General features: G+C 47.7%; 18 protein-coding genes and 1 pseudogene. 16 read left to right on the top strand and 3 right to left on the bottom strand.

The genetic code is table 11. From position 1 onward, the window contains the following. Positions 1 to 41 precede the first annotated feature (41 nt). From gspG to C2M24_RS11160, 9 genes and pseudogenes are all read left to right on the top strand, one after another. Positions 42 to 464 carry a type II secretion system major pseudopilin GspG gene (gspG, locus tag C2M24_RS11200; protein ID WP_105200005.1) on the top strand — a complete coding sequence of 141 codons (423 nt, stop codon included), beginning with the start codon at positions 42 to 44 and terminating at the stop codon, positions 462 to 464. A gap of 2 nt (positions 465 to 466) precedes the next feature. Further along, positions 467 to 1051 (top strand): type II secretion system minor pseudopilin GspH, encoded by a 585-nt coding sequence (gene gspH / locus C2M24_RS11195; RefSeq protein ID WP_105200006.1) that lies wholly within the window; start codon positions 467 to 469, stop codon positions 1049 to 1051. Further along, positions 1051 to 1454 (top strand): annotated as a pseudogene (gene gspI / locus C2M24_RS11190) (type II secretion system minor pseudopilin GspI). The gene gspH and the pseudogene gspI overlap by 1 nt, the downstream one beginning before the upstream one ends. Beyond that, the gene (gene gspJ, locus C2M24_RS11185; RefSeq protein WP_105215245.1) at positions 1454 to 2227 is read left to right on the top strand and encodes a type II secretion system minor pseudopilin GspJ; all 774 of its coding nucleotides are present in this window, start codon (positions 1454 to 1456) and stop codon (positions 2225 to 2227) included. Before gspI ends, gspJ begins: the two are co-directional and overlap by 1 nt. Continuing rightward, complete coding sequence (gspK, locus tag C2M24_RS11180; RefSeq protein WP_105214939.1) at positions 2220 to 3212, top strand: type II secretion system minor pseudopilin GspK; 993 nt, start codon at positions 2220 to 2222, stop codon at positions 3210 to 3212. The genes gspJ and gspK overlap by 8 nt, the downstream gene beginning before the upstream one ends. Then, the gene (gene gspL, locus C2M24_RS11175) at positions 3209 to 4414 is read left to right on the top strand and encodes a type II secretion system protein GspL (RefSeq protein WP_158683756.1); all 1206 of its coding nucleotides are present in this window, start codon (positions 3209 to 3211) and stop codon (positions 4412 to 4414) included. Before gspK ends, gspL begins: the two co-directional genes overlap by 4 nt. Next, positions 4411 to 4881: a type II secretion system protein GspM gene (gene gspM, locus C2M24_RS11170; protein WP_105200009.1), complete on the top strand. Its 471-nt coding sequence runs from the start codon at positions 4411 to 4413 to the stop codon at positions 4879 to 4881. The genes gspL and gspM overlap by 4 nt, the downstream gene beginning before the upstream one ends. Before the next feature lie 2 nt (positions 4882 to 4883). Further along, entirely contained in the window at positions 4884 to 5648 is a 765-nt protein-coding gene (locus C2M24_RS11165) for a type II secretion system protein N (RefSeq protein WP_105200010.1), read from the top strand. Next, on the top strand, positions 5648 to 6253 hold the full coding sequence (locus C2M24_RS11160; protein ID WP_105214935.1) for a UPF0149 family protein: 606 nt from the start codon (positions 5648 to 5650) through the stop codon (positions 6251 to 6253). Before C2M24_RS11165 ends, C2M24_RS11160 begins: the two co-directional genes overlap by 1 nt. 34 nt (positions 6254 to 6287) lie before the next feature. On the opposite strand, the gene C2M24_RS11155 is transcribed toward C2M24_RS11160, so the two are convergent. Both C2M24_RS11155 and C2M24_RS11150 read right to left on the bottom strand, forming a co-directional pair. Continuing rightward, positions 6288 to 6485 carry a hypothetical protein gene (locus C2M24_RS11155; protein ID WP_105214933.1) on the bottom strand — a complete coding sequence of 66 codons (198 nt, stop codon included), beginning with the start codon at positions 6483 to 6485 and terminating at the stop codon, positions 6288 to 6290. A 6-nt stretch (positions 6486 to 6491) separates the two neighbouring features. Further along, entirely contained in the window at positions 6492 to 6833 is a 342-nt protein-coding gene (locus C2M24_RS11150; protein WP_105214931.1) for a hypothetical protein, read from the bottom strand. A gap of 213 nt (positions 6834 to 7046) precedes the next feature. Here C2M24_RS11150 and ccoG point away from each other — a divergent pair, with 213 nt between their 5' ends. Genes ccoG through C2M24_RS11130 form a run of 4 tightly spaced genes read left to right on the top strand, consistent with a single transcriptional unit; the run spans position 7047 to position 10763 of the window. After that, on the top strand, positions 7047 to 8480 hold the full coding sequence (gene ccoG, locus C2M24_RS11145; RefSeq protein WP_105214929.1) for a cytochrome c oxidase accessory protein CcoG: 1434 nt from the start codon (positions 7047 to 7049) through the stop codon (positions 8478 to 8480). A gap of 1 nt (position 8481) precedes the next feature. Then, positions 8482 to 9459, top strand: coding sequence for a serine/threonine protein kinase (locus tag C2M24_RS11140; RefSeq protein ID WP_105200015.1), 978 nt, complete (start codon positions 8482 to 8484; stop codon positions 9457 to 9459). A 34-nt stretch (positions 9460 to 9493) separates the two neighbouring features. Then, the gene (locus C2M24_RS11135) at positions 9494 to 10114 is read left to right on the top strand and encodes a thiol:disulfide interchange protein DsbA/DsbL (protein ID WP_105200016.1); all 621 of its coding nucleotides are present in this window, start codon (positions 9494 to 9496) and stop codon (positions 10112 to 10114) included. 16 nt (positions 10115 to 10130) lie between these two features. Beyond that, the gene (locus C2M24_RS11130) at positions 10131 to 10763 is read left to right on the top strand and encodes a thiol:disulfide interchange protein DsbA/DsbL (RefSeq protein ID WP_105200017.1); all 633 of its coding nucleotides are present in this window, start codon (positions 10131 to 10133) and stop codon (positions 10761 to 10763) included. 52 nt (positions 10764 to 10815) lie between these two features. Here C2M24_RS11130 and trmA read toward each other — a convergent pair whose 3' ends face one another. Then, positions 10816 to 11913, bottom strand: coding sequence for a tRNA (uridine(54)-C5)-methyltransferase TrmA (gene trmA, locus C2M24_RS11125; RefSeq protein WP_105215243.1), 1098 nt, complete (start codon positions 11911 to 11913; stop codon positions 10816 to 10818). Positions 11914 to 12584: 671 nt separating this feature from the next. On the opposite strand from trmA, the gene C2M24_RS11120 reads away from it, so the two are divergent. The 3 genes from C2M24_RS11120 to C2M24_RS11110 all read left to right on the top strand — a co-directional run bounded on the left by C2M24_RS11120 (position 12585) and on the right by C2M24_RS11110 (position 17367). Continuing rightward, complete coding sequence (locus tag C2M24_RS11120) at positions 12585 to 13640, top strand: OmpA family protein (RefSeq protein ID WP_105200018.1); 1056 nt, start codon at positions 12585 to 12587, stop codon at positions 13638 to 13640. A 260-nt stretch (positions 13641 to 13900) separates the two neighbouring features. After that, on the top strand, positions 13901 to 16498 hold the full coding sequence (acnB, locus tag C2M24_RS11115) for a bifunctional aconitate hydratase 2/2-methylisocitrate dehydratase (RefSeq protein ID WP_105200019.1): 2598 nt from the start codon (positions 13901 to 13903) through the stop codon (positions 16496 to 16498). Between the two features lie 233 nt (positions 16499 to 16731). Beyond that, complete coding sequence (locus C2M24_RS11110) at positions 16732 to 17367, top strand: 2OG-Fe dioxygenase family protein (protein ID WP_105214927.1); 636 nt, start codon at positions 16732 to 16734, stop codon at positions 17365 to 17367. The last annotated feature ends 6 nt before the right edge of the window (positions 17368 to 17373 follow it).

Genomic DNA, 17373 nt, shown 5'->3' with positions numbered 1-17373 from the left:
CCAAGTAAACACAGATTTCAGTAAATTTAGAGGTACGAACAATGAGAAAGCAGTCTGGTTTTTCATTACTTGAAGTGATGGTGGTATTGGTCATCATAGGCATGATCATGTCGATTGTAGCCCCGAATATCATGGGACAAAAAGAAGAAGCCGATCTTGATAAGGCGCAGTTGGACATTCAGCAAATTGAAGATGCGCTAAGCATGTATAAGTTGCGTGTTAATACCTACCCAACTACAGAGCAGGGTTTGGAAGCACTTGTGACCAAGACCAGCATAGAGCCAATTCCAAAGCGTTTCCCTGAGGGTGGTTTTATCAATGAATTGCCATTGGATCCTTGGGGTAACCCTTACCAGCTAATCTATCCGGGTGAAATCGGTAAGATTGATGTATTTTCTATGGGCCCTGACGGCGAAGCAGGTACCGAAGATGATATCGGTAACTGGGACGAAGAAGAGCGCTAAGCATGAAGGCGGTGAATCATCGATCCGGTTTTACCCTAATCGAAATTCTGGTGGTGCTGGCAATTATTGCGTTTAGCGCCAACCTGATAGTTTATAGCATTGATGATTCACGCCACGACGAGTTAGAGCAAACGGCCTTTGCCTTGCAAACCAGCATTAACTTTGCGTCCGAATACGCCATCCTTAATCAGCGTCAGCTCGGTTTATTTGTAGATGACGAAAATGGTTATGAGTTTATGGTCTATGGGGAGCAAAAATGGCAAGCATTGGATGACAGCGATGGTGTGCTAAAAGGCAAAAAGCTGGAGTCCGACTTTTCCCTGACCCTGAATCAAGAAGATCTCCCTTGGGCGCAGGATAGTCTGCTGAATGAAGTGGATTGGCAAAAACTATTGGGAGCCGATGACGATGACTTTCTTGAACTGCAAAAAATGCAGATCCCCCAAGTGATGATCCTATCCTCAGGCGAAATCAGCCCGTTTCAACTACGTCTTGCCTTGCAGGATGCGGACGAAGATCTGGCTCCCTTTATTATCGAAGGGGAATTTATGGCGCCGGTTAGCCTTTACCAAGAAGAGCTGCAATGATGGCTCAGCATAGATCTCGCTCAGGTAAGCGCAGCGCTGGCTTTACCCTTATCGAAGTTTTAGTGGCGCTCAGTATTTGTGCCATGGCCGGGATCGCTGCGATGCAGATCAGTGGCGAACATATTAATCATTTAGGCGCCATTCAAGAACAAACCTATGGCTCCTGGGTCGCGGAAAACCAGTTGGTTGAAATTCGCGCCCAAGGAGATAAGTGGGATGCCAAAAATGGTGCCAAGGGCAAAACTGAGTTGGCCGGAGTAACCTGGTATTGGCAACAGGAAGTGATACGCACCGCCAACAGCAGCTTTGTGAAAGTGGTGATATCCGTATTTACCGATGAAGAGCGTGAACAATTTGCCTATGGCTCGCGACCTATATAGATAAAGAGGCGAGTAAAACATGATGCGTAGCCGCTTTGCTAATGTGTCTCGCCAACGTGCTTTTACCCTGGTTGAGGTGCTTGTAGCCTTGGCCGTAATGGCCTTTATTATCGGCGCCACCCACCAGATTTTTGAGGTCAGCACCCGAACCAAGGAAATGTCGGAAGAGACATTGGATAACCTATCACGTTTGCAGACGGTTTTTCGGGTGATGGAACAGGATTTTAGTCAGATAAGTAAGCGCAAGGTGCGCAATGAGGCTGGCGATTTTCAGGAAAAATACCTGTTACACGAGCGCTTTTTATTTGGCAGTGAACTAGATGGCATTGCCTTTATACGCAACGGCTGGACCAACCCGGGCTACTTGTTGCCGCGCAGTGAACTGCAAGCCGTAGCCTATCGGGTGCAAGAAGGACGTTTAGAGCGTTTGTATAGTCTTTATGTCGATCAGTTAGACAGCAGTGAGCCTAGAGTGCAGGTGCTGTTAAATGATGTGGAAGATTTTAGGTTTGAGTTTTTTAACGGCCAGGCGCAAAAGTGGCAGGAGCAATGGCAGCAGGAACTGTTACCTAAGGCCGTTGCCGTGGATCTGACCTTGAAAGAAGGCGACCCAATTCGTCGCCTATTTTTACTGGCAGGTCAGGGCGCCGATATCCCGGTGCAGCAAGGCGGCTCAGGAAATAATTCAGGCGGTGGTTCATCTGGTTCCCAGGGCGGTAACCAAGGTGGAAATAATAATCAAGGCGGCAACAACTCGGGTGGCGGCGGTTCGACGGGGAGCCCTAATCATGGTTAATCGTCACCAAGGCGGGGCGGCCCTTATCATTGTTTTATTTATTGTTGCCCTAGCCGCAACCATTGCCGCGCAGATGAGTATGAATCTTATGGTTCAGGTGCAAAAGTCATCGAATCTTAACGATTTTCGTCAGGCTAAGTGGTATGCCTATGCGGCGGAGGCCCTGGCGCAAAAGGTGCTGCGCGAAAGTATCGAAGAAGAGCCGGACAAAATGCACCTGAAACAGAGCTGGGCTTTGGCAGCTAATACGCCGTTTCCTGTGGAAAATGGCACCATTGCCGGGGAAATTAAAGACTTGCAAGCCTGTTTAAATCTTAATGCGCTACGGGCTGAGCCTCAAACGCAAAACGGCGGCTATGTAAAATCTAACCCGGCTCATCAGGCTCTGCTAGCCTTATTAAAGGAAATCGATGATTTGCCAAGTGATGAGTCTGAAGAGGCTATGGCCGACAGCGTGTTTGACTGGGTGGATGAAGACAGTATTACCATGCGTTCCGGCGCCGAGGAAGACGAGTATTTATCCCGGGATGTGCCTTATTTAACCGCCAATAACTTCTTTGCCGATTTTTCCGAGTTACGCCTGGTAAAAGGCTTTAACCCGCTGGCGATGCGTAAATTGGCTCCTTATGTTTGCGTGATCCCCGGCAGTGAGGTATTTGCATTAAATGTAAATACCATTACCGAAGATCAAGCCTTGCTTCTGGCTGCTATGATTGAAGGGTTGGACGAGTCATCGGCGCAGTCGGTGATCAGTGCACGCCCGGAAAAAGGCTTTGATTCGCTGAGCGACTTTGTTAACGAGGTAACCCAGCAGGGGGGCCGTGATGTTAAAGAGGACGATGGTCGGTTTGTGCTGAAAAGTTCGTATTTTCAATTGCAAACAACCGCAACTTTTGTCGAGTTTGAGTTTACTATGACCTCGCTATTACAAATAAATAATAAAGAAATTTCCATTATGGCGCGAAAATTTGGAGGCCTGCAGTGAGAGAATCCTTACTGATCCACGTGGGCGAGCGCCCAGATCAGCCTATTCATTGGCTGGTATATAATCCCGCAGAGGACGAAATTATCGCCAGCGGCCACCTCGCCGAGGCAACCGCTTTATCCGGACTCACGGACAAGGCGCGCAATCGCGATTGCACCTTAGTAGTGCCCTGCGCTCAGGTGCAACTGCAAAGCGTGAAATTGCCCGCGAAGTGGAATCGCAAGCTGGCTCAGGCCTTACCCTTTATGGTGGAAGAGCAGGTGACGGTCGATATCGACAGCCTGTTTATCGCCCATGGCAATGCCTACAGCGAGGCGGATAATCATTTTATTAATATCGCTCTGGTTAATAAGCAGTGGCTGCAAAACTGGCTGGAGCTATTTGCTGAAGCCGATATTGCCGTAGTGAATGTGTATGTTGATGCCCTCTTGCTACCCGAGCCTGCACCGCAAAGAGCCAGCGCCATAGCCATTAATGATGACAGTTTTTTGGTGCGTTCCAGCCAGTGGCAAGGCGCCCAGTTGGAGCCGGATTGGGCAGCAGCCTATTTAATCTCGGCAGGCATCGAGACCTTAGACTTATACAGCCCATTACCCAGTGGCGAATTGGGAATTGAAACCTATAGCCACGAAGATAAGTTTGAATTGCCTTTGGCCATGTTTGCCAAGGCCATCTCACCTATCAATTTGCGTCAAGGCACATTTGCCTACAAGAAAAAAAGCAGTGGTTGGATTAAGGTATGGCGTCCGGCCATGGTTGCCGCGGGTGTGGCTCTGGTCTTTATGCTGGGCGTCAAGGGGGGGCAGTGGTATCACTATTCTTCTCAGGCCGAGTCGGTGAAAGGGCAGGTAGTGAGCAGTTATGAGTCGGCTTTCCCCGGCACCAAGGTGCGTCCGCATCTTATCCGTAACCAGATTAATACCGCACTGGGCGGCCAGAGTCAGGGCGGCGGCGCTGAATTTCTGATGATGTTGCAGGATTTTGCCGATATCGTGCAGCAAAGCAATGAGTTTGTAACGCAAACGCTGCGTTTTGATCAGCGCCGCAATGAATTACGGGTTGGCGCCAGAGCCAAAGACTTCCAAAGTTTTGCACAAGTAAAGGCGCGCTTGGAACAGCGCGGTTTCAGTGTCGACCAGGGGTCATTAAACAATGATGGCGAAACCGTGGTGGGTGAATTACGCATAAGGGGCGAACAATGAGCGCATTAACGAATTATTGGCAATCATTGAAGCCACAAGAGCAGCGTTTGCTAAGCATCGCCGGCGTTATTTTTATCATCTTTTTCTTTGTTATGGTGATCTATCGGCCGTTAAATAACGCCGTTGCTGAGGCCAAACAAGAGCTGAGCAAACAGCAAGAATTGCTGCAATTTGTGCAGCAAAGTGTGGTGCAAATTAAGGCCCAGGGCGGCTCCGTAAAAGCTGTCTCCAGTGGTAATGTCACCCAGGTGGTGAACAGCACCCGTTCACGCTATCAAATTGAGATCGCTCGCATGCAGCCCAGTGGTGAAGGTTTGCGTTTAAATATTGATAGTGTGCCCTTTAATCAACTCTTGTCTTGGTTGGATGACATAGTCAAAAACCATGGCGTGACCATTAGTAATATCGAGCTGTCTTTAGATCCAAAACCGGGCCATGTCCGTGTTAGTCGTATCGTTCTGGAGTAACTATGTCTGTGAAGAAAATCAGCGGTCTAGCCGTTGTATTTGTTGTTTTTTTGCTGGTTTTCGCCATTGCCCTGCTGCCCGCTTCGGTGGCCTTGGACTGGTTTAAAAAAGATCTACCACCTGGCTTACAGTTGGGTCCGGCCACGGGCACGGTCTGGCAAGGCCAGGTGCACGGGGCGCGTTATCAGGGCCAGTATGTCAGCCAGGTGAAATGGCAGGTTAAGCCGCTGGCGCTGTTGCAGGCGCAGTTGAATATGGATCTGGTGCTAGGTAATAAGCGCAATACCAATGAAATTTCGGCCCAGGGTCAATTAGTCTACGGCCTATTTAACAAGCAGCTGCAGCTTCACGATACCCAGGCACGACTTTCTCTTGAGCAAGTTTTACAGCGAGTGCGTCTACCCATACCTACAGAGGCCAAGGGGCGGGTGTTTGTCGAACTGGATAACTACCAACTAGGTGAGCCTCACTGTCAGGCATTAGCCGGCACCATCAGCTCTGCGGATATCAGCGTGAAGGGTCGTAATGGTTGGTTTAGCATTGGCGAGCTGGAAGGTGAGCTTAGCTGCGTAAATAGTGCTGCTAAGGTGACGGTTACCAAGGAAAACCGTCTGGGTTTACAGGTTGATGCCAGCTTTAACGACCGTGGTCAGTTTAGCGTTAAAGGCTTTATTAAACCGGATGCCAGCCTGCCTAAGGACGTGCATGATGCGGTGCAGTTCCTGGGAGCGCAGGGAGCCGACGGTCGCTATCGGATCGATTTCTAATGAGTGAGCAAGCGCTAACCTCTTTGCGTGACTACCTGAAGGAGGCTGGTAATGCTATGCCCTTGGCTCAGGTTCAGGGTTATCTTTTTGCACTTATCTGTGCTCCTGCTCCCATAGAGGAAGAGCAATGGTTGCAAGAGGTGCTAGGTGGCCATGCTGCCGATTGCGATGAAAGTGTTTTATTTGCACTCATGAGTCTGCATCAGGATATAAGTGAGCAGGTGTATGAGACCGGTTTTAAGCTTACTAGCAATGTCGCAGTTGCACAGCGCTGGCAGGATAATCTAGCTGCCGATGCCGAGTTGCATCAATGGGCACAAGGCTTTGTGCTGGGTGTCAGCTATTACCTTGAACCCTTGCTAAGTGCCCCATCGTGCCCCGAAGAAAGTAAAGATATGCTTGCTCAGGCGGTCACTGTACTTGGATTATTTGCCGATGCTGAGCAATTCAGCATACATGCGGCAAACTCTGGTCAGGATGAGCAGGCATTTAACGATGCTCTGGTTGATATGATGGCCGATTTTAGCCTGGGATTTGCCGAACTGATTGAGCTTACTGCGGTGCAAAGTGGTTTATTCGATGATGAGCCGCACTGGGAAACCTAACCCCGCCATTTTCGCTATGTCTTCTTGGGTGAGCTTAGCCGAGTTGCAATAGCAGGTCGGTGCAGCCCTTGGTGCAACGGGCTCTGGCATAGCCGGGTTCGGCGAGTTGCAGACTTATGGCGCCTTGGCAGTGCTTGCATAACACGGTTTTGCCCTTGCTCAGTTGCTGCAGCAGACGTTTGTGCTCGGCAAAAGAATCGCCTTGCTTTTTATTGAGTGCTGAAAAGTCCATAGCTTACTAGTGGGTAGCCGCAATAATGGTGCAGGTCTGCAGTAAATCGTCACCATAAAAATACTGATTAAGCTCTCTGTTTTTACAGTATTTTTGCTCCCACCAGTGCATACCGCGAACCGTTTTAAAACTGTCGGCGAGATGGGCGTCCTGATCTTTGTTTAATTTAAGTTGAGAGCGGACCTCAGCTAGGGCATGTTTTGCCTTCACTTCCCTTTGTACCTGAGTGGAATCACTTAAATCCGACACCACAGAGCCAAGAATTTTGTCACGGGGATTTTTGATCAAAGGATGATCAACGCTTAGCAGTGCTAACAGAATAACGACCAACAGTAATAACTTCTTCATGAGTAAACCTTGATCTAGGTGGCAACGGGGACGCTGATAGTGTAGTAAACTCTGGGTTTTAAAAGCAAGCCTATTAAGGCGCTTAGGGTTAAATATAATCTTCTGGTTACATCATTTTGGTGGCCGAATTGATATACTTGCCCGAAACGACAAACCTAATAACCAATTAGGTAAGTTTGCCCATTCCTAAATCCCTGGCGTTGAGGAACTAAGATGGAAAAAGAGCAGCGGATCAAGGTAAAAAACATACCCAGTGACGTGAAAATCGAAAAGCCCAGCGGGGCCGAGTACGATAGATTTAATCCCCGTAACCGCATTTATGTCCGAGCCGTCACCGGATTACACCAGTTGCTAAGACAGCGTATCGGCTTAGTCGGTATGCTCGCCTTTATGTTGTTGCCTTGGATTAACTACAACGGCCAGCAAGCGGTTTTATTCGATATAGGTAATCAGCAGTTCAGTATTTTTGCCCTGACCTTTTGGCCGCAAGACTTAACCATACTCGCTTTTATTTTTATGATTGCCGCCTTTGCGCTGTTTCTGGTGACCACCTTCTACGGCCGTGTCTGGTGCGGTTATACCTGTCCGCAAACGGTGTGGACCTTTATCTTTATCTGGTTTGAAGAGAAGTTTGAAGGCACCGCCAACCAGCGTAAAAAGCTGGATCAGCGTGCCATGGACTTTGATAAGTTTTGGCGCAAAACGGCCAAACATGGCAGCTGGTTGCTTTTCTCCTTGTATACCGCCATTACCTTTGTCGGCTACTTTACGCCCATGCGTGAGCTGGTGTTCGACTTTGTGACCTTTTCTGTGGGCGGCTATGCGCTGTTGAATATTGTCGTATTTGCCCTTTGTACCTATGGTAATGCGGGCTGGATGCGGGAAATTATGTGTTTGCATATTTGCCCTTATTCGCGCTTCCAGTCGGCCATGTTCGACAAAGACACCTTTACCGTAAGTTATGATGCCAAGCGCGGCGAAAACCGCGGTCCGCGTGGGCGTAAACAAGATCCTAAAGAGTTGGGGTTGGGCGACTGTATCGACTGTAACCTCTGTGTACAGGTGTGTCCTACCGGTATAGATATTCGTAACGGCTTGCAGTACGAGTGCATTAACTGTGGCGCCTGTATTGATGCCTGTGACGGCGTTATGGACAAGATGAATTATCCTCGTGGCCTGATCTCCTATACCACGGAACGTAACCTGGAGGCTTCCGCCGAGAAAACCAAGCCGGTGCGCGGTAAGTTAATTGGTTACTCTATTATTCTCTTTATCCTTATCGGCGCGCTGGCGGCTAATATCGCCATGCGGGTGCCCATGGATCTCGATATTATTCGAGACCGTAATCAGTTGTTCCGTATCAATGTTGATGGCTTGGTAGAAAACACCTACACATTGAAGGTATTGAATAAGGCTCAGGTAGCGCAGCAGTTCCGAGTTGAGGTTGAGGGGCTGGAGCATTATCAGGTGATTGGTCAGCTTGAGTTTAGTGTGGCACCTGGACGCTCTCACGATCTGCCTTTATCTGTGATTATCGACCCTTACGATCTGAAAAAGCCGATGACAGAGTTTAATTTTGTGCTTTACCCGGTGACTGATCCCGAGACGCAAATTAAGCAAAGCAGTAATTTCTTTAAGGGTCGTTAAGGTGAGTGAATTTAGTTTTGCTTCCTTAACCCCGGATACCATTTTAGATGCCCTCGATGGTGTGGGCATCTATGCTGAGTCTGGGCTCTTGGCGCTTAATAGCTACGAAAACCGTGTTTATCAGTTTATAGCTGAGGATCAGCGCCGCTATGTGGCAAAATTCTATCGCCCTGAGCGCTGGAGCAATGAGCAGATCCTCGAAGAGCATAGCTTCAGTGCCGAGCTGCAAGAAGCCGAGGTACCTGTGGTGGCGCCGTTGCGTATTGATGGTCAGACACTGTTTGAGCATCAAGGCTATCGCTTTACGCTGTTCCCCAGCGTTGGTGGCCGCCAGTTTGAGATGGATAATCTCGACCAGCTAGAACAGCTTGGCCGTTTAATTGGTCGCATGCACAAGGTGGCGGCGGCAAAACCTTTTACCACGCGGCCTGTGCTAGGCTGTGATGAATATCTATATCAAGCCAAGGTTCATTTGCAGCACAGTAACTTGGTAAGTGAGGCAATGTCTTTACCTTTTTACACCGTGCTCGATCAGGTTATCGACAAAGCTAGCCGCTTATACCAGAGTGTTGCTACTATACGCTTGCATGGAGACTGCCACGCTGGCAACATTCTCTGGTCCGGCGATGATATGCTAACCTTTGTTGACCTTGATGATAGCCGTCAGGGCCCAGCGATGCAGGATTTATGGATGATGCTCAGTGGCGATCGGCAAAATCAGCTGGTCCAGCTTGATACCCTAGTGAATGCCTATGAGGAGTTTGCCCATTTTGAGCATGGCCAGTTGCGTTTAATAGAGCCGCTGCGGGCGATGCGCATGGTGCATTATATGGGCTGGATTGCCAAACGTTGGCAAGACCCGGCATTTGAGCGGAACTTTTCTTGGTTCGCACAAGACAAATACTGGGAGCAGCAAACTCTGGCATTAAAAGAGCAACTGGCGGCGCTGGATGAGCCAGCGTTGAAATTGATGCCATAAGCGCGCAGCCAAATTGAATTTAAAAGAGACGATTATGATAAAAACACTAACAGGTTCGTTATTACTACTTTGTTTACCTCTGGCCTCTTGGGCAGCCGACTTTAAGGCCGGCGAGCATTACCAAGTGCTTGATACTAAGGCCTCTGAAAGTGACAAGGTAACCGAGTTCTTTTCTTTTTACTGCCCTCATTGCTATCGTCTTGAGCCGGCGGTCGGTGCGCTTAAAGATGCCTTGCCAAAGGATGTGCCCTTTATTAAAAGCCATGTAAACTTTTTACGTTTGGATAAGGCTGCGCAAAATCGCCTAACCACGGCGTATCTAATCGCTCAGCAAGAAGGTAAAGGCGAACAGGTATCTGAGGCCATCTTCAAGAGTATTCATCTGCAACGCGAGCCACTGCAATCGCAGCAAGCGGTAGAAAAATTATTGGCGGAGCAGGGCATTGGCGCCGAGCGTTATAGCATGTTAGCAAGCAGCATGCCGGTATTGGCCGGTGAAAAGGCCGCTCTGGAAGCGCAAGAAACTTATACCAAGGCCGGCGCTCTAACGGGCGTGCCTACCATTATTGTTAACGACAAATACAAGGTGCATGTACACACTGTGAAGTCGCAACAAGAGCTTAATGAGCTCGTTAACCATTTATTAGAAAAATAACACGGAGAATAAAGGTATGAAGAAGTTTATTGCCCTAGCGCTAATGGCGCTGGCATTACCTTTGACAGCAGTGGCAGCACAGTTTGAAGAAGGTACTCACTATGAAGTCGTTTCTGAGCGTGCTAGCCGTAAGCCGGAAGTAAAAGAATTCTTCTCTTTCTACTGCCCAGCCTGTAACGCTTATGAAGGTTTACTAAGAGACGTTAAGCCTAAGCTTAACGAAGGCGTGAGCTTTAAGCGCAGCCATGTAAACTTTATGGGTGGCCGCACCGCAGAAAACCAGGATATGTTGTCGCAAGCCTTGGCAACGGCCAGTGTGTTACCTGAAAAAGAGCTTTTGGTTGCTGCCATCTTTAACCACATTCACAATAAACGTTCGCAGTTTAACGAAATGGCCGACGTGAGAGATGTGTTTGTTGCCAATGGCGTTGATGCACAAAAGTTCGACAAGTTATTCGAAGGCTTTGCGGTACGCACTAAAGCCTCAAAGATGCAGCGCGATCAAGAATACTATAAAGAAAAGGGTGCCCTGAAAGGCGTACCTACCTTTATCGTTAACGGTAAGTATCGTTTGATCTTAGGTCGTGATTCTGGCGTTACCGAGCCAGATGATATTGCAGCGCTAATCAACTACTTGGCCAAGAAGTAAGTACGGCCAATGATAAAAAAACCGCATCTTTTGATGCGGTTTTTTTATGTTCTTATTTGCGCTTTAGGTAGACCCCGGATTCAATATGATGGGTGTAGGGGAACTGATCAAAGATAGCAAAGCGGGCTACTTCGTGGGTTTGCGTCAGTATCTCCAGATCGCGCTCCAGGGTCTCCGGGTTGCAGGAAATATAGATGATGTTGTCGTACTCGCTGGTAAGCTTACAGGTCAGTTCATCCATGCCGGCTCTTGGTGGGTCGACCAAGATGGTTTGGCAATCATAGCTGTGTAGGTCTATGTTACCTAAGCGGGTAAAGGTGCGTTCTTTACGCATTGCCTGCGTAAATTCTTCGCTGCTCATGCGGATGATATCCAGGTTTTCAACCTTATTGGCGGCAATATTATATTGCGCCGAGTGTACCGATGACTTGGAAATTTCCGTGGCCAGCACGCGATTAAAGGAACCCGCCAGGGCGATTGAAAAGTTGCCATTACCACAGTAGAGCTCGAGCAAATCATTGCTCAAGGGGGCACAGATATCCTGAGCCCAGGCCAGCATAGACTCATTTACCTTGGCATTGGGTTGGGTAAAGCTGTTTTCCACCTGCTGATAGGTATAAGTGCGGCCATTTACTTCAAGTTGCTCAATCACATAATCCGTGGCCAGTACCTGCTTTTGTTTGCGGGCGCGGCCAATAAGCTCAACATTAAAACGCTGTTGCAGTCGTGCTTGTAGATCCTGTGCCGCTTGCAACCACTGCTCATCTAACTGTTTGTGATAGAGCAGGCTGATTAAGGCGTTGCCACTTAACGTGGTCAGATAATCGATTTGGAACAGCTTACGACGCATCAGCTCGTTATCTTTTAACTCGGCGATCATCGCACTCATCAGTTCATTGATCAGCTCGGCACCCGGGTCGAAGCGCTCGACGCGGACTTTTTCTTTACTCTGTTGATCGAACATAATGTGGTAGAGGTCATCGCCATCATGCCAGACACGAAATTCCGCACGTTGCCGGTAATGTTTCGGGGTCGAGGCAAACACTTCTAACTTATTGACACCAAAGCGAGAAAATTGCGCAAGAATACGCTCTTCTTTTTCTGCTAATTGCTGGTTGTACCCGGACGCGTCGATTTCTATTACTGGCATGCAAACCTCTACTAATTTATGTGCGCCGCTATTGTAGGTAGCTGCGTCCAATTGTCCAGTAACAAGTGCCATATTCTTGTTTGTTTTTTCTACAGCTTGATGCATTACTCGGGTTATGAGTGCCAGGGCCATTATAAAATTTTGCTATTGCGCCGCGAAAAACTACATGTCGCGATTCGGGTAATAAAGAAACCTTGGTAAAGAGGTTGGATGGATGCAGGGTTTTATTGCACATGCGGTGAGTATTTTTCAGCCTAGCTCCCGCAAGTTTAAAGATGTGGGTTAATTAAACTACAATATCTTGCCAGGGCTGGTTCAGAGGGCTTTTTCTGCTGTGTTGTAATTTGCAAAGTGGCAGAAACTTTACTACTTTAATACTAAAATCATCTTATATTCAGGAACATAATGCTTTAATATAGCGTACCTGATTAAGTTAAGGCGCGAACTTGCTTAATTAGACTACAATGTAGATGTGTTGAAACCTGTTAGCGCGGATCTAGACCTGGTGCTGTATAGCACCTGCGATAAAAGCAAGAAATGTCGGCTGATAGATTAATGAATCATCGGAATATAACTAAGTAAGAGGCACAAGATGGACCTTTTACTTGGCGCATTAAGGACTAATTTACCTTGGTGCGCATAATCGATAATCGTAAAATGGGATGGAAACAATGAAAATCAAATCACTTTCTGCTGCTATCGTTTTGGCAATGGCATCACAAGCTGTTGTTGCTGAAGAACAGAAAAACCCTCACGAAGGTATTCACATTGGTGTGTTTGGTGATTACTTCTGGGCTGACTGGGACAACATCAAGGGCGCAAACCCTGCGAATGTTGCGCTAGGTGAGTCTTTCGGTTCAGGTATCGAAGTAGGTTACCGCTTTAACGAATACTGGACAGCTCGTCTAGAATTTGCAGCCCTTGAGCTTGATAAAGAAAATTCAGACAACCACAAAACAGGTGAGCGTTACGGTGCTGATGTATTGTACCACTTCAACGACACTTTCTACGGTGTACTAGGTGCAAAGAAATTTGACGTATACGATGACTTCAATGCAGCTAACCTAGGTTTTGGTTTCCGTAGCCACTTCCGTTACAACTGGGCATTCTTCGGTGAAGCCAACTATTACGAAGGTCTTAACCAGAACCATTCTGATTTCGGTCTTAAGCTAGGTGTTAGCTACCACTTTGGTGACAAGCCTGAGCCTAAGAAAGTTGAGCCAGCACCAGTAGTTGTTGCTCCTAAGCCAGAGCCAAAAGACACAGACAAAGACGGCGTACTTGATGCCAACGATAAGTGTGCAAACACACCTATGGAAGATGCAGTAGATGCGTCGGGTTGTACTCGTTACATGGAAAAAGGCGACAAGGTTAGCTTGTTAGTACGTTTCCCACACGATAACTCTGACGTTAACCAGCGTTACTTGGATGATATCCAAAAAGTTGCTGAATTCATGACTAAGTACCCGCAAACAAACGTACTACTTGAAGGTCACGCTTCAGCAGTAGGCGATGCAGGTTACAACAAAAAGCTTTCTAAAAAGCGTGCAGACGGTGTTGCTAAGCAACTAATCAATGATGGTATCTCAGCTTCTCGCGTAGAAACTGTAGGCCTAGGTGAAGAGCGTCTATTGAACACAGAAAACACCAAAGAAGCTCACGCTGAAAACCGTCGCGTTGAAGCGCACATCTCAGTTACTGAGCGTGTAAGCATCAAACGTAACTAATTAGTAGGTTATTACCAACCTATGATGAAAAGCCCGGCTGATGCCGGGCTTTTTGCAAATAATTATTACTCAACATTCACCAACCTATAGTTTTAAAGCCCTTACATTCATTGTATTTATATTGACTATTTTGCCTCTAGGCGGCGACGCCAATTTTCTTCTATCTTTAAAGCCTTTATAATTGTTATCGTGTCAAAATTCTATAAGTAGTATGGACGCGTCGAAGTCTGCTACTTTCACGTCACCAAGAGGGCATAATTGTGCTTCAAGAATATCGTAAACATGTTGAAGAGCGTGCAGCCCAAGGTATTGTGCCTGCACCATTAGATGCTCAGCAAACTGCTGACCTGATCGAATTAATCAAGAATCCACCTGCCGGTGAAGAAGAGTTTATCCTAGACCTTCTAGTTAACCGTGTACCGCCTGGCGTAGATGACGCCGCCTATGTAAAAGCGGGCTTCCTAGCCGCCGTTGCAAAAGGTGAAGCGCAGTCGCCACTAATCAATAAAGAAAAAGCGGCCGAGCTACTTGGCACCATGCTAGGTGGCTATAACATCGAGCCTATGATTGATCTGTTAGACGATGCTGAACTTGCACCGTTCGCAGTAAAAGGCCTATCGCACACCCTGCTTATGTTTGATGCCTTCTACGACGTAGAAGAAAAAGCCAAAGCGGGTAACGAATTTGCTAAGCAAGTTATCGAGTCTTGGGCAAACGCCGAGTGGTTCCTTGAGAAGCCGGCTGTGCCAGAGAAGATCTCTGTAACCGTGTTCAAGGTAACCGGTGAAACTAACACAGATGACCTTTCACCTGCTCCAGATGCCTGGTCTCGCCCGGATATCCCACTACACGCACTGGCTATGCTTAAGAACGAGCGTGACGGTATCAACCCTGATAAAGCCGGTGAAATCGGTCCAATTGCCCAACTTGAAGAGCTTAAAACCAAAGGTTTACCACTAGCGTACGTAGGTGACGTTGTAGGTACGGGTTCATCACGTAAGTCGGCAACTAACTCGGTACTTTGGTTCATGGGTGATGATATTCCTCACGTACCAAACAAGCGCGTTGGCGGTGTATGTCTAGGCGGTAAGATCGCTCCTATCTTCTTCAACACCATGGAAGACTCAGGTGCACTACCTATCGAGTTGAACGTTGACGACATGAATATGGGTGATCAAATCGATATCTACCCGTATGAAGGTGTGGTTAAGCGTCACGGTACCGATGAAGTTATCTCTACGTTCAAGATGAAGTCAGACGTGATCCTTGATGAAGTACGTGCCGGTGGCCGTATTCCACTAATCATTGGTCGTGGTTTGACCGACAAGGCTCGTACCTCATTGGGTATGGAAGCCGAAGACATCTTCCGTAAGCCTGCTCTTGTTACCGATTCTGGTAAGGGCTTCACCCTGGCTCAGAAGATGGTAGGTAAAGCATGTAACATGCCTGGCGTTCGCCCTGGTCAATACTGTGAGCCTAAGATGACTACAGTTGGTTCGCAAGATACCACAGGTCCTATGACTCGTGATGAGCTTAAAGACCTTGCTTGTCTTGGTTTCTCTGCCGACCTAACTATGCAGTCTTTCTGTCACACGTCTGCGTATCCTAAGCCTATCGACGTAAACACGCACCACACACTACCTGATTTCATCATGAATCGTGGCGGTGTATCGCTACGTCCAGGTGACGGTGTAATCCACTCATGGCTAAACCGTATGCTTCTTCCTGATACCGTAGGTACAGGTGGTGACTCGCATACTCGTTTCCCTCTAGGTATTTCATTCCCAGCGGGTTCTGGTGCGGTTGCATTCGCAGCGGCAACAGGTGTTATGCCACTGGATATGCCAGAGTCGGTACTAGTACGCTTCAAAGGCGAAATGCAGCCGGGCATCACACTACGTGACCTAGTACACGCAATTCCTTACTACGGTATCAAGCAAGGCCTGCTTACCGTTGAGAAGAAAGGTAAGATCAACGAATTCTCTGGTCGCGTACTAGAGATCGAAGGTGTTGAGCACCTAACCGTTGAGCAAGCGTTCGAGCTGTCAGATGCCTCTGCCGAGCGTTCAGCCGCAGGTTGTACCGTTAAGCTAAGCAAAGAGTCTATCTCTGAGTACCTAGAGTCAAACATCGTTATGCTTAAGTGGATGATCGCTGAAGGCTACGGTGATGTACGTACTATCGAGCGTCGTATCAACGCGATGCAAGAGTGGTTGGCTAACCCAGAACTTATGGAAGCCGACAAAGACGCAGAATACGCGCACGTAATTGAAATTGACCTGGCGGAAATCAAAGAGCCAATTCTTTGTGCTCCTAATGACCCGGATGACGCACGTCTTCTTTCAGACGTAACTGGCGAGAAGATCGACGAAGTATTCATCGGTTCATGTATGACTAACATCGGCCACTTCCGTGCCGCTGGTAAGCTGCTAGACAACTTCGGTGGTCGTCTACCAACCCAACTTTGGGTTGCACCACCTACTAAGATGGATAAAGACCAGCTTACCGACGAAGGTTACTACGGTATCTTTGGCCGTGTAGGTGCGCGTATCGAAACTCCGGGATGTTCATTGTGTATGGGTAACCAGGCACGTGTTGCTGATAAGGCAACGGTTGTTTCTACCTCTACGCGTAACTTCCCTAACCGTCTAGGTACAGGTGCAAACGTATTCCTAGCGTCTGCTGAGCTTGCAGCGGTAGCCGCAATTCTAGGTAAGCTACCTACAGCTGCGGAATATCAAGAATACGCGGAGAAGATCAACGCAACAGCGGCTGATACTTACCGTTACTTGAACTTCCACAAGATGCCTCAATACACGAAGAAAGCGGATAACGTGATTATCCAGCAAGCCGTATAATCAGGATTTGTGATAAAAGCCCGCTTACCTAGCGGGCTTTTTTATGTTTAAAATTAGTTAAAATAGAATATGGGTTTTAGTAATTTTTCATATTTTTAATTTTTAATCCTTAAAATTTAAGATTAAAGGTTTTTTTATTTAATTTGACATCAAAATTGTCCGTAAATGAAATCAAACCTGCCAAAGAAATAGCTTAAAATCCCCGCCAATTTTCTTATCAAGGCAGGATCTTTATGACTTCGTTAAATAACCAGAACCTTCTGCAACTTCGTTTCATTGACCAGTCTCATATTGACGCGGTAAAGCCTTCTTTTGACCATCTTCCCGATAATCCCTATGCCGATGGTGCCTTCCGTAAGCGTCGTTATTCAGTGATCAAGGTGCAACAACAGGGTGAACTCACCCTTCAGCCTACTAAAGCCTTTGTACAAGATGATTCCATCAATACCTTCCAGGGCAATGTTGAGCGTACCTACGAAAACCTCGACGCAGACTTGCTGAGCAGCGAAGGCATGAAGCGCATTGTGGCCGAGTTTATTGCCATGACAGGTATCGACGCCGATCGTGATATTGAAATTCACCAGTTCCGTATGTTGGCCATCGACAGCGATACGCCGCCGGCACCGGAAGGTATTCATCAGGATGGCTTCGACCACGTCTGTATATGCGGTGTATCCCATGAAAACATCGCCGGTGGTGAGTTATTGGTGTATGAGCACAAAGAAGCCAAGCCGTGTTTCAAGATGGAAATCAAAGACGGCATGTTCGCACTTATCGATGATCGCCAGGTGTGGCACAACGCCACCCCCATGAACAAGCTGGATGAGTCGAAGATCGGCTATCTTGATTGTTTTGTACTGACTGCGTAAGGAAGA

This window comes from Pseudoalteromonas sp. T1lg22, from assembly GCF_002964645.1.
In the GTDB taxonomy this organism is placed as follows: Bacteria; Pseudomonadota; Gammaproteobacteria; order Enterobacterales; family Alteromonadaceae; genus Pseudoalteromonas.
The sequence above is the reverse complement of the archived record's forward strand: the minus strand, read 5'-3'. Positions and strand labels throughout refer to the sequence as shown.

Excerpts from the sequence above, each read along its gene's own strand:
- gspG (WP_105200005.1), top strand. The coding sequence starts at position 42 with ATGAGAAAGCAGTCTGGTTTTTCATTACTTGAAGTGATGGTGGTATTG.
- gspH (WP_105200006.1), top strand. The coding sequence starts at position 467 with ATGAAGGCGGTGAATCATCGATCCGGTTTTACCCTAATCGAAATTCTG.
- gspJ (WP_105215245.1), top strand. The coding sequence starts at position 1,454 with ATGCGTAGCCGCTTTGCTAATGTGTCTCGCCAACGTGCTTTTACCCTG.
- gspK (WP_105214939.1), top strand. The coding sequence starts at position 2,220 with ATGGTTAATCGTCACCAAGGCGGGGCGGCCCTTATCATTGTTTTATTT.
- gspM (WP_105200009.1), top strand. The coding sequence starts at position 4,411 with ATGAGCGCATTAACGAATTATTGGCAATCATTGAAGCCACAAGAGCAG.
- C2M24_RS11165 (WP_105200010.1), top strand. The coding sequence starts at position 4,884 with ATGTCTGTGAAGAAAATCAGCGGTCTAGCCGTTGTATTTGTTGTTTTT.
- C2M24_RS11160 (WP_105214935.1), top strand. The coding sequence starts at position 5,648 with ATGAGTGAGCAAGCGCTAACCTCTTTGCGTGACTACCTGAAGGAGGCT.
- C2M24_RS11155 (WP_105214933.1), bottom strand. The coding sequence starts at position 6,485 with ATGGACTTTTCAGCACTCAATAAAAAGCAAGGCGATTCTTTTGCCGAG.
- C2M24_RS11150 (WP_105214931.1), bottom strand. The coding sequence starts at position 6,833 with ATGAAGAAGTTATTACTGTTGGTCGTTATTCTGTTAGCACTGCTAAGC.
- ccoG (WP_105214929.1), top strand. The coding sequence starts at position 7,047 with ATGGAAAAAGAGCAGCGGATCAAGGTAAAAAACATACCCAGTGACGTG.
- C2M24_RS11135 (WP_105200016.1), top strand. The coding sequence starts at position 9,494 with ATGATAAAAACACTAACAGGTTCGTTATTACTACTTTGTTTACCTCTG.
- C2M24_RS11130 (WP_105200017.1), top strand. The coding sequence starts at position 10,131 with ATGAAGAAGTTTATTGCCCTAGCGCTAATGGCGCTGGCATTACCTTTG.
- trmA (WP_105215243.1), bottom strand. The coding sequence starts at position 11,913 with ATGCCAGTAATAGAAATCGACGCGTCCGGGTACAACCAGCAATTAGCA.
- C2M24_RS11120 (WP_105200018.1), top strand. The coding sequence starts at position 12,585 with ATGAAAATCAAATCACTTTCTGCTGCTATCGTTTTGGCAATGGCATCA.
- C2M24_RS11110 (WP_105214927.1), top strand. The coding sequence starts at position 16,732 with ATGACTTCGTTAAATAACCAGAACCTTCTGCAACTTCGTTTCATTGAC.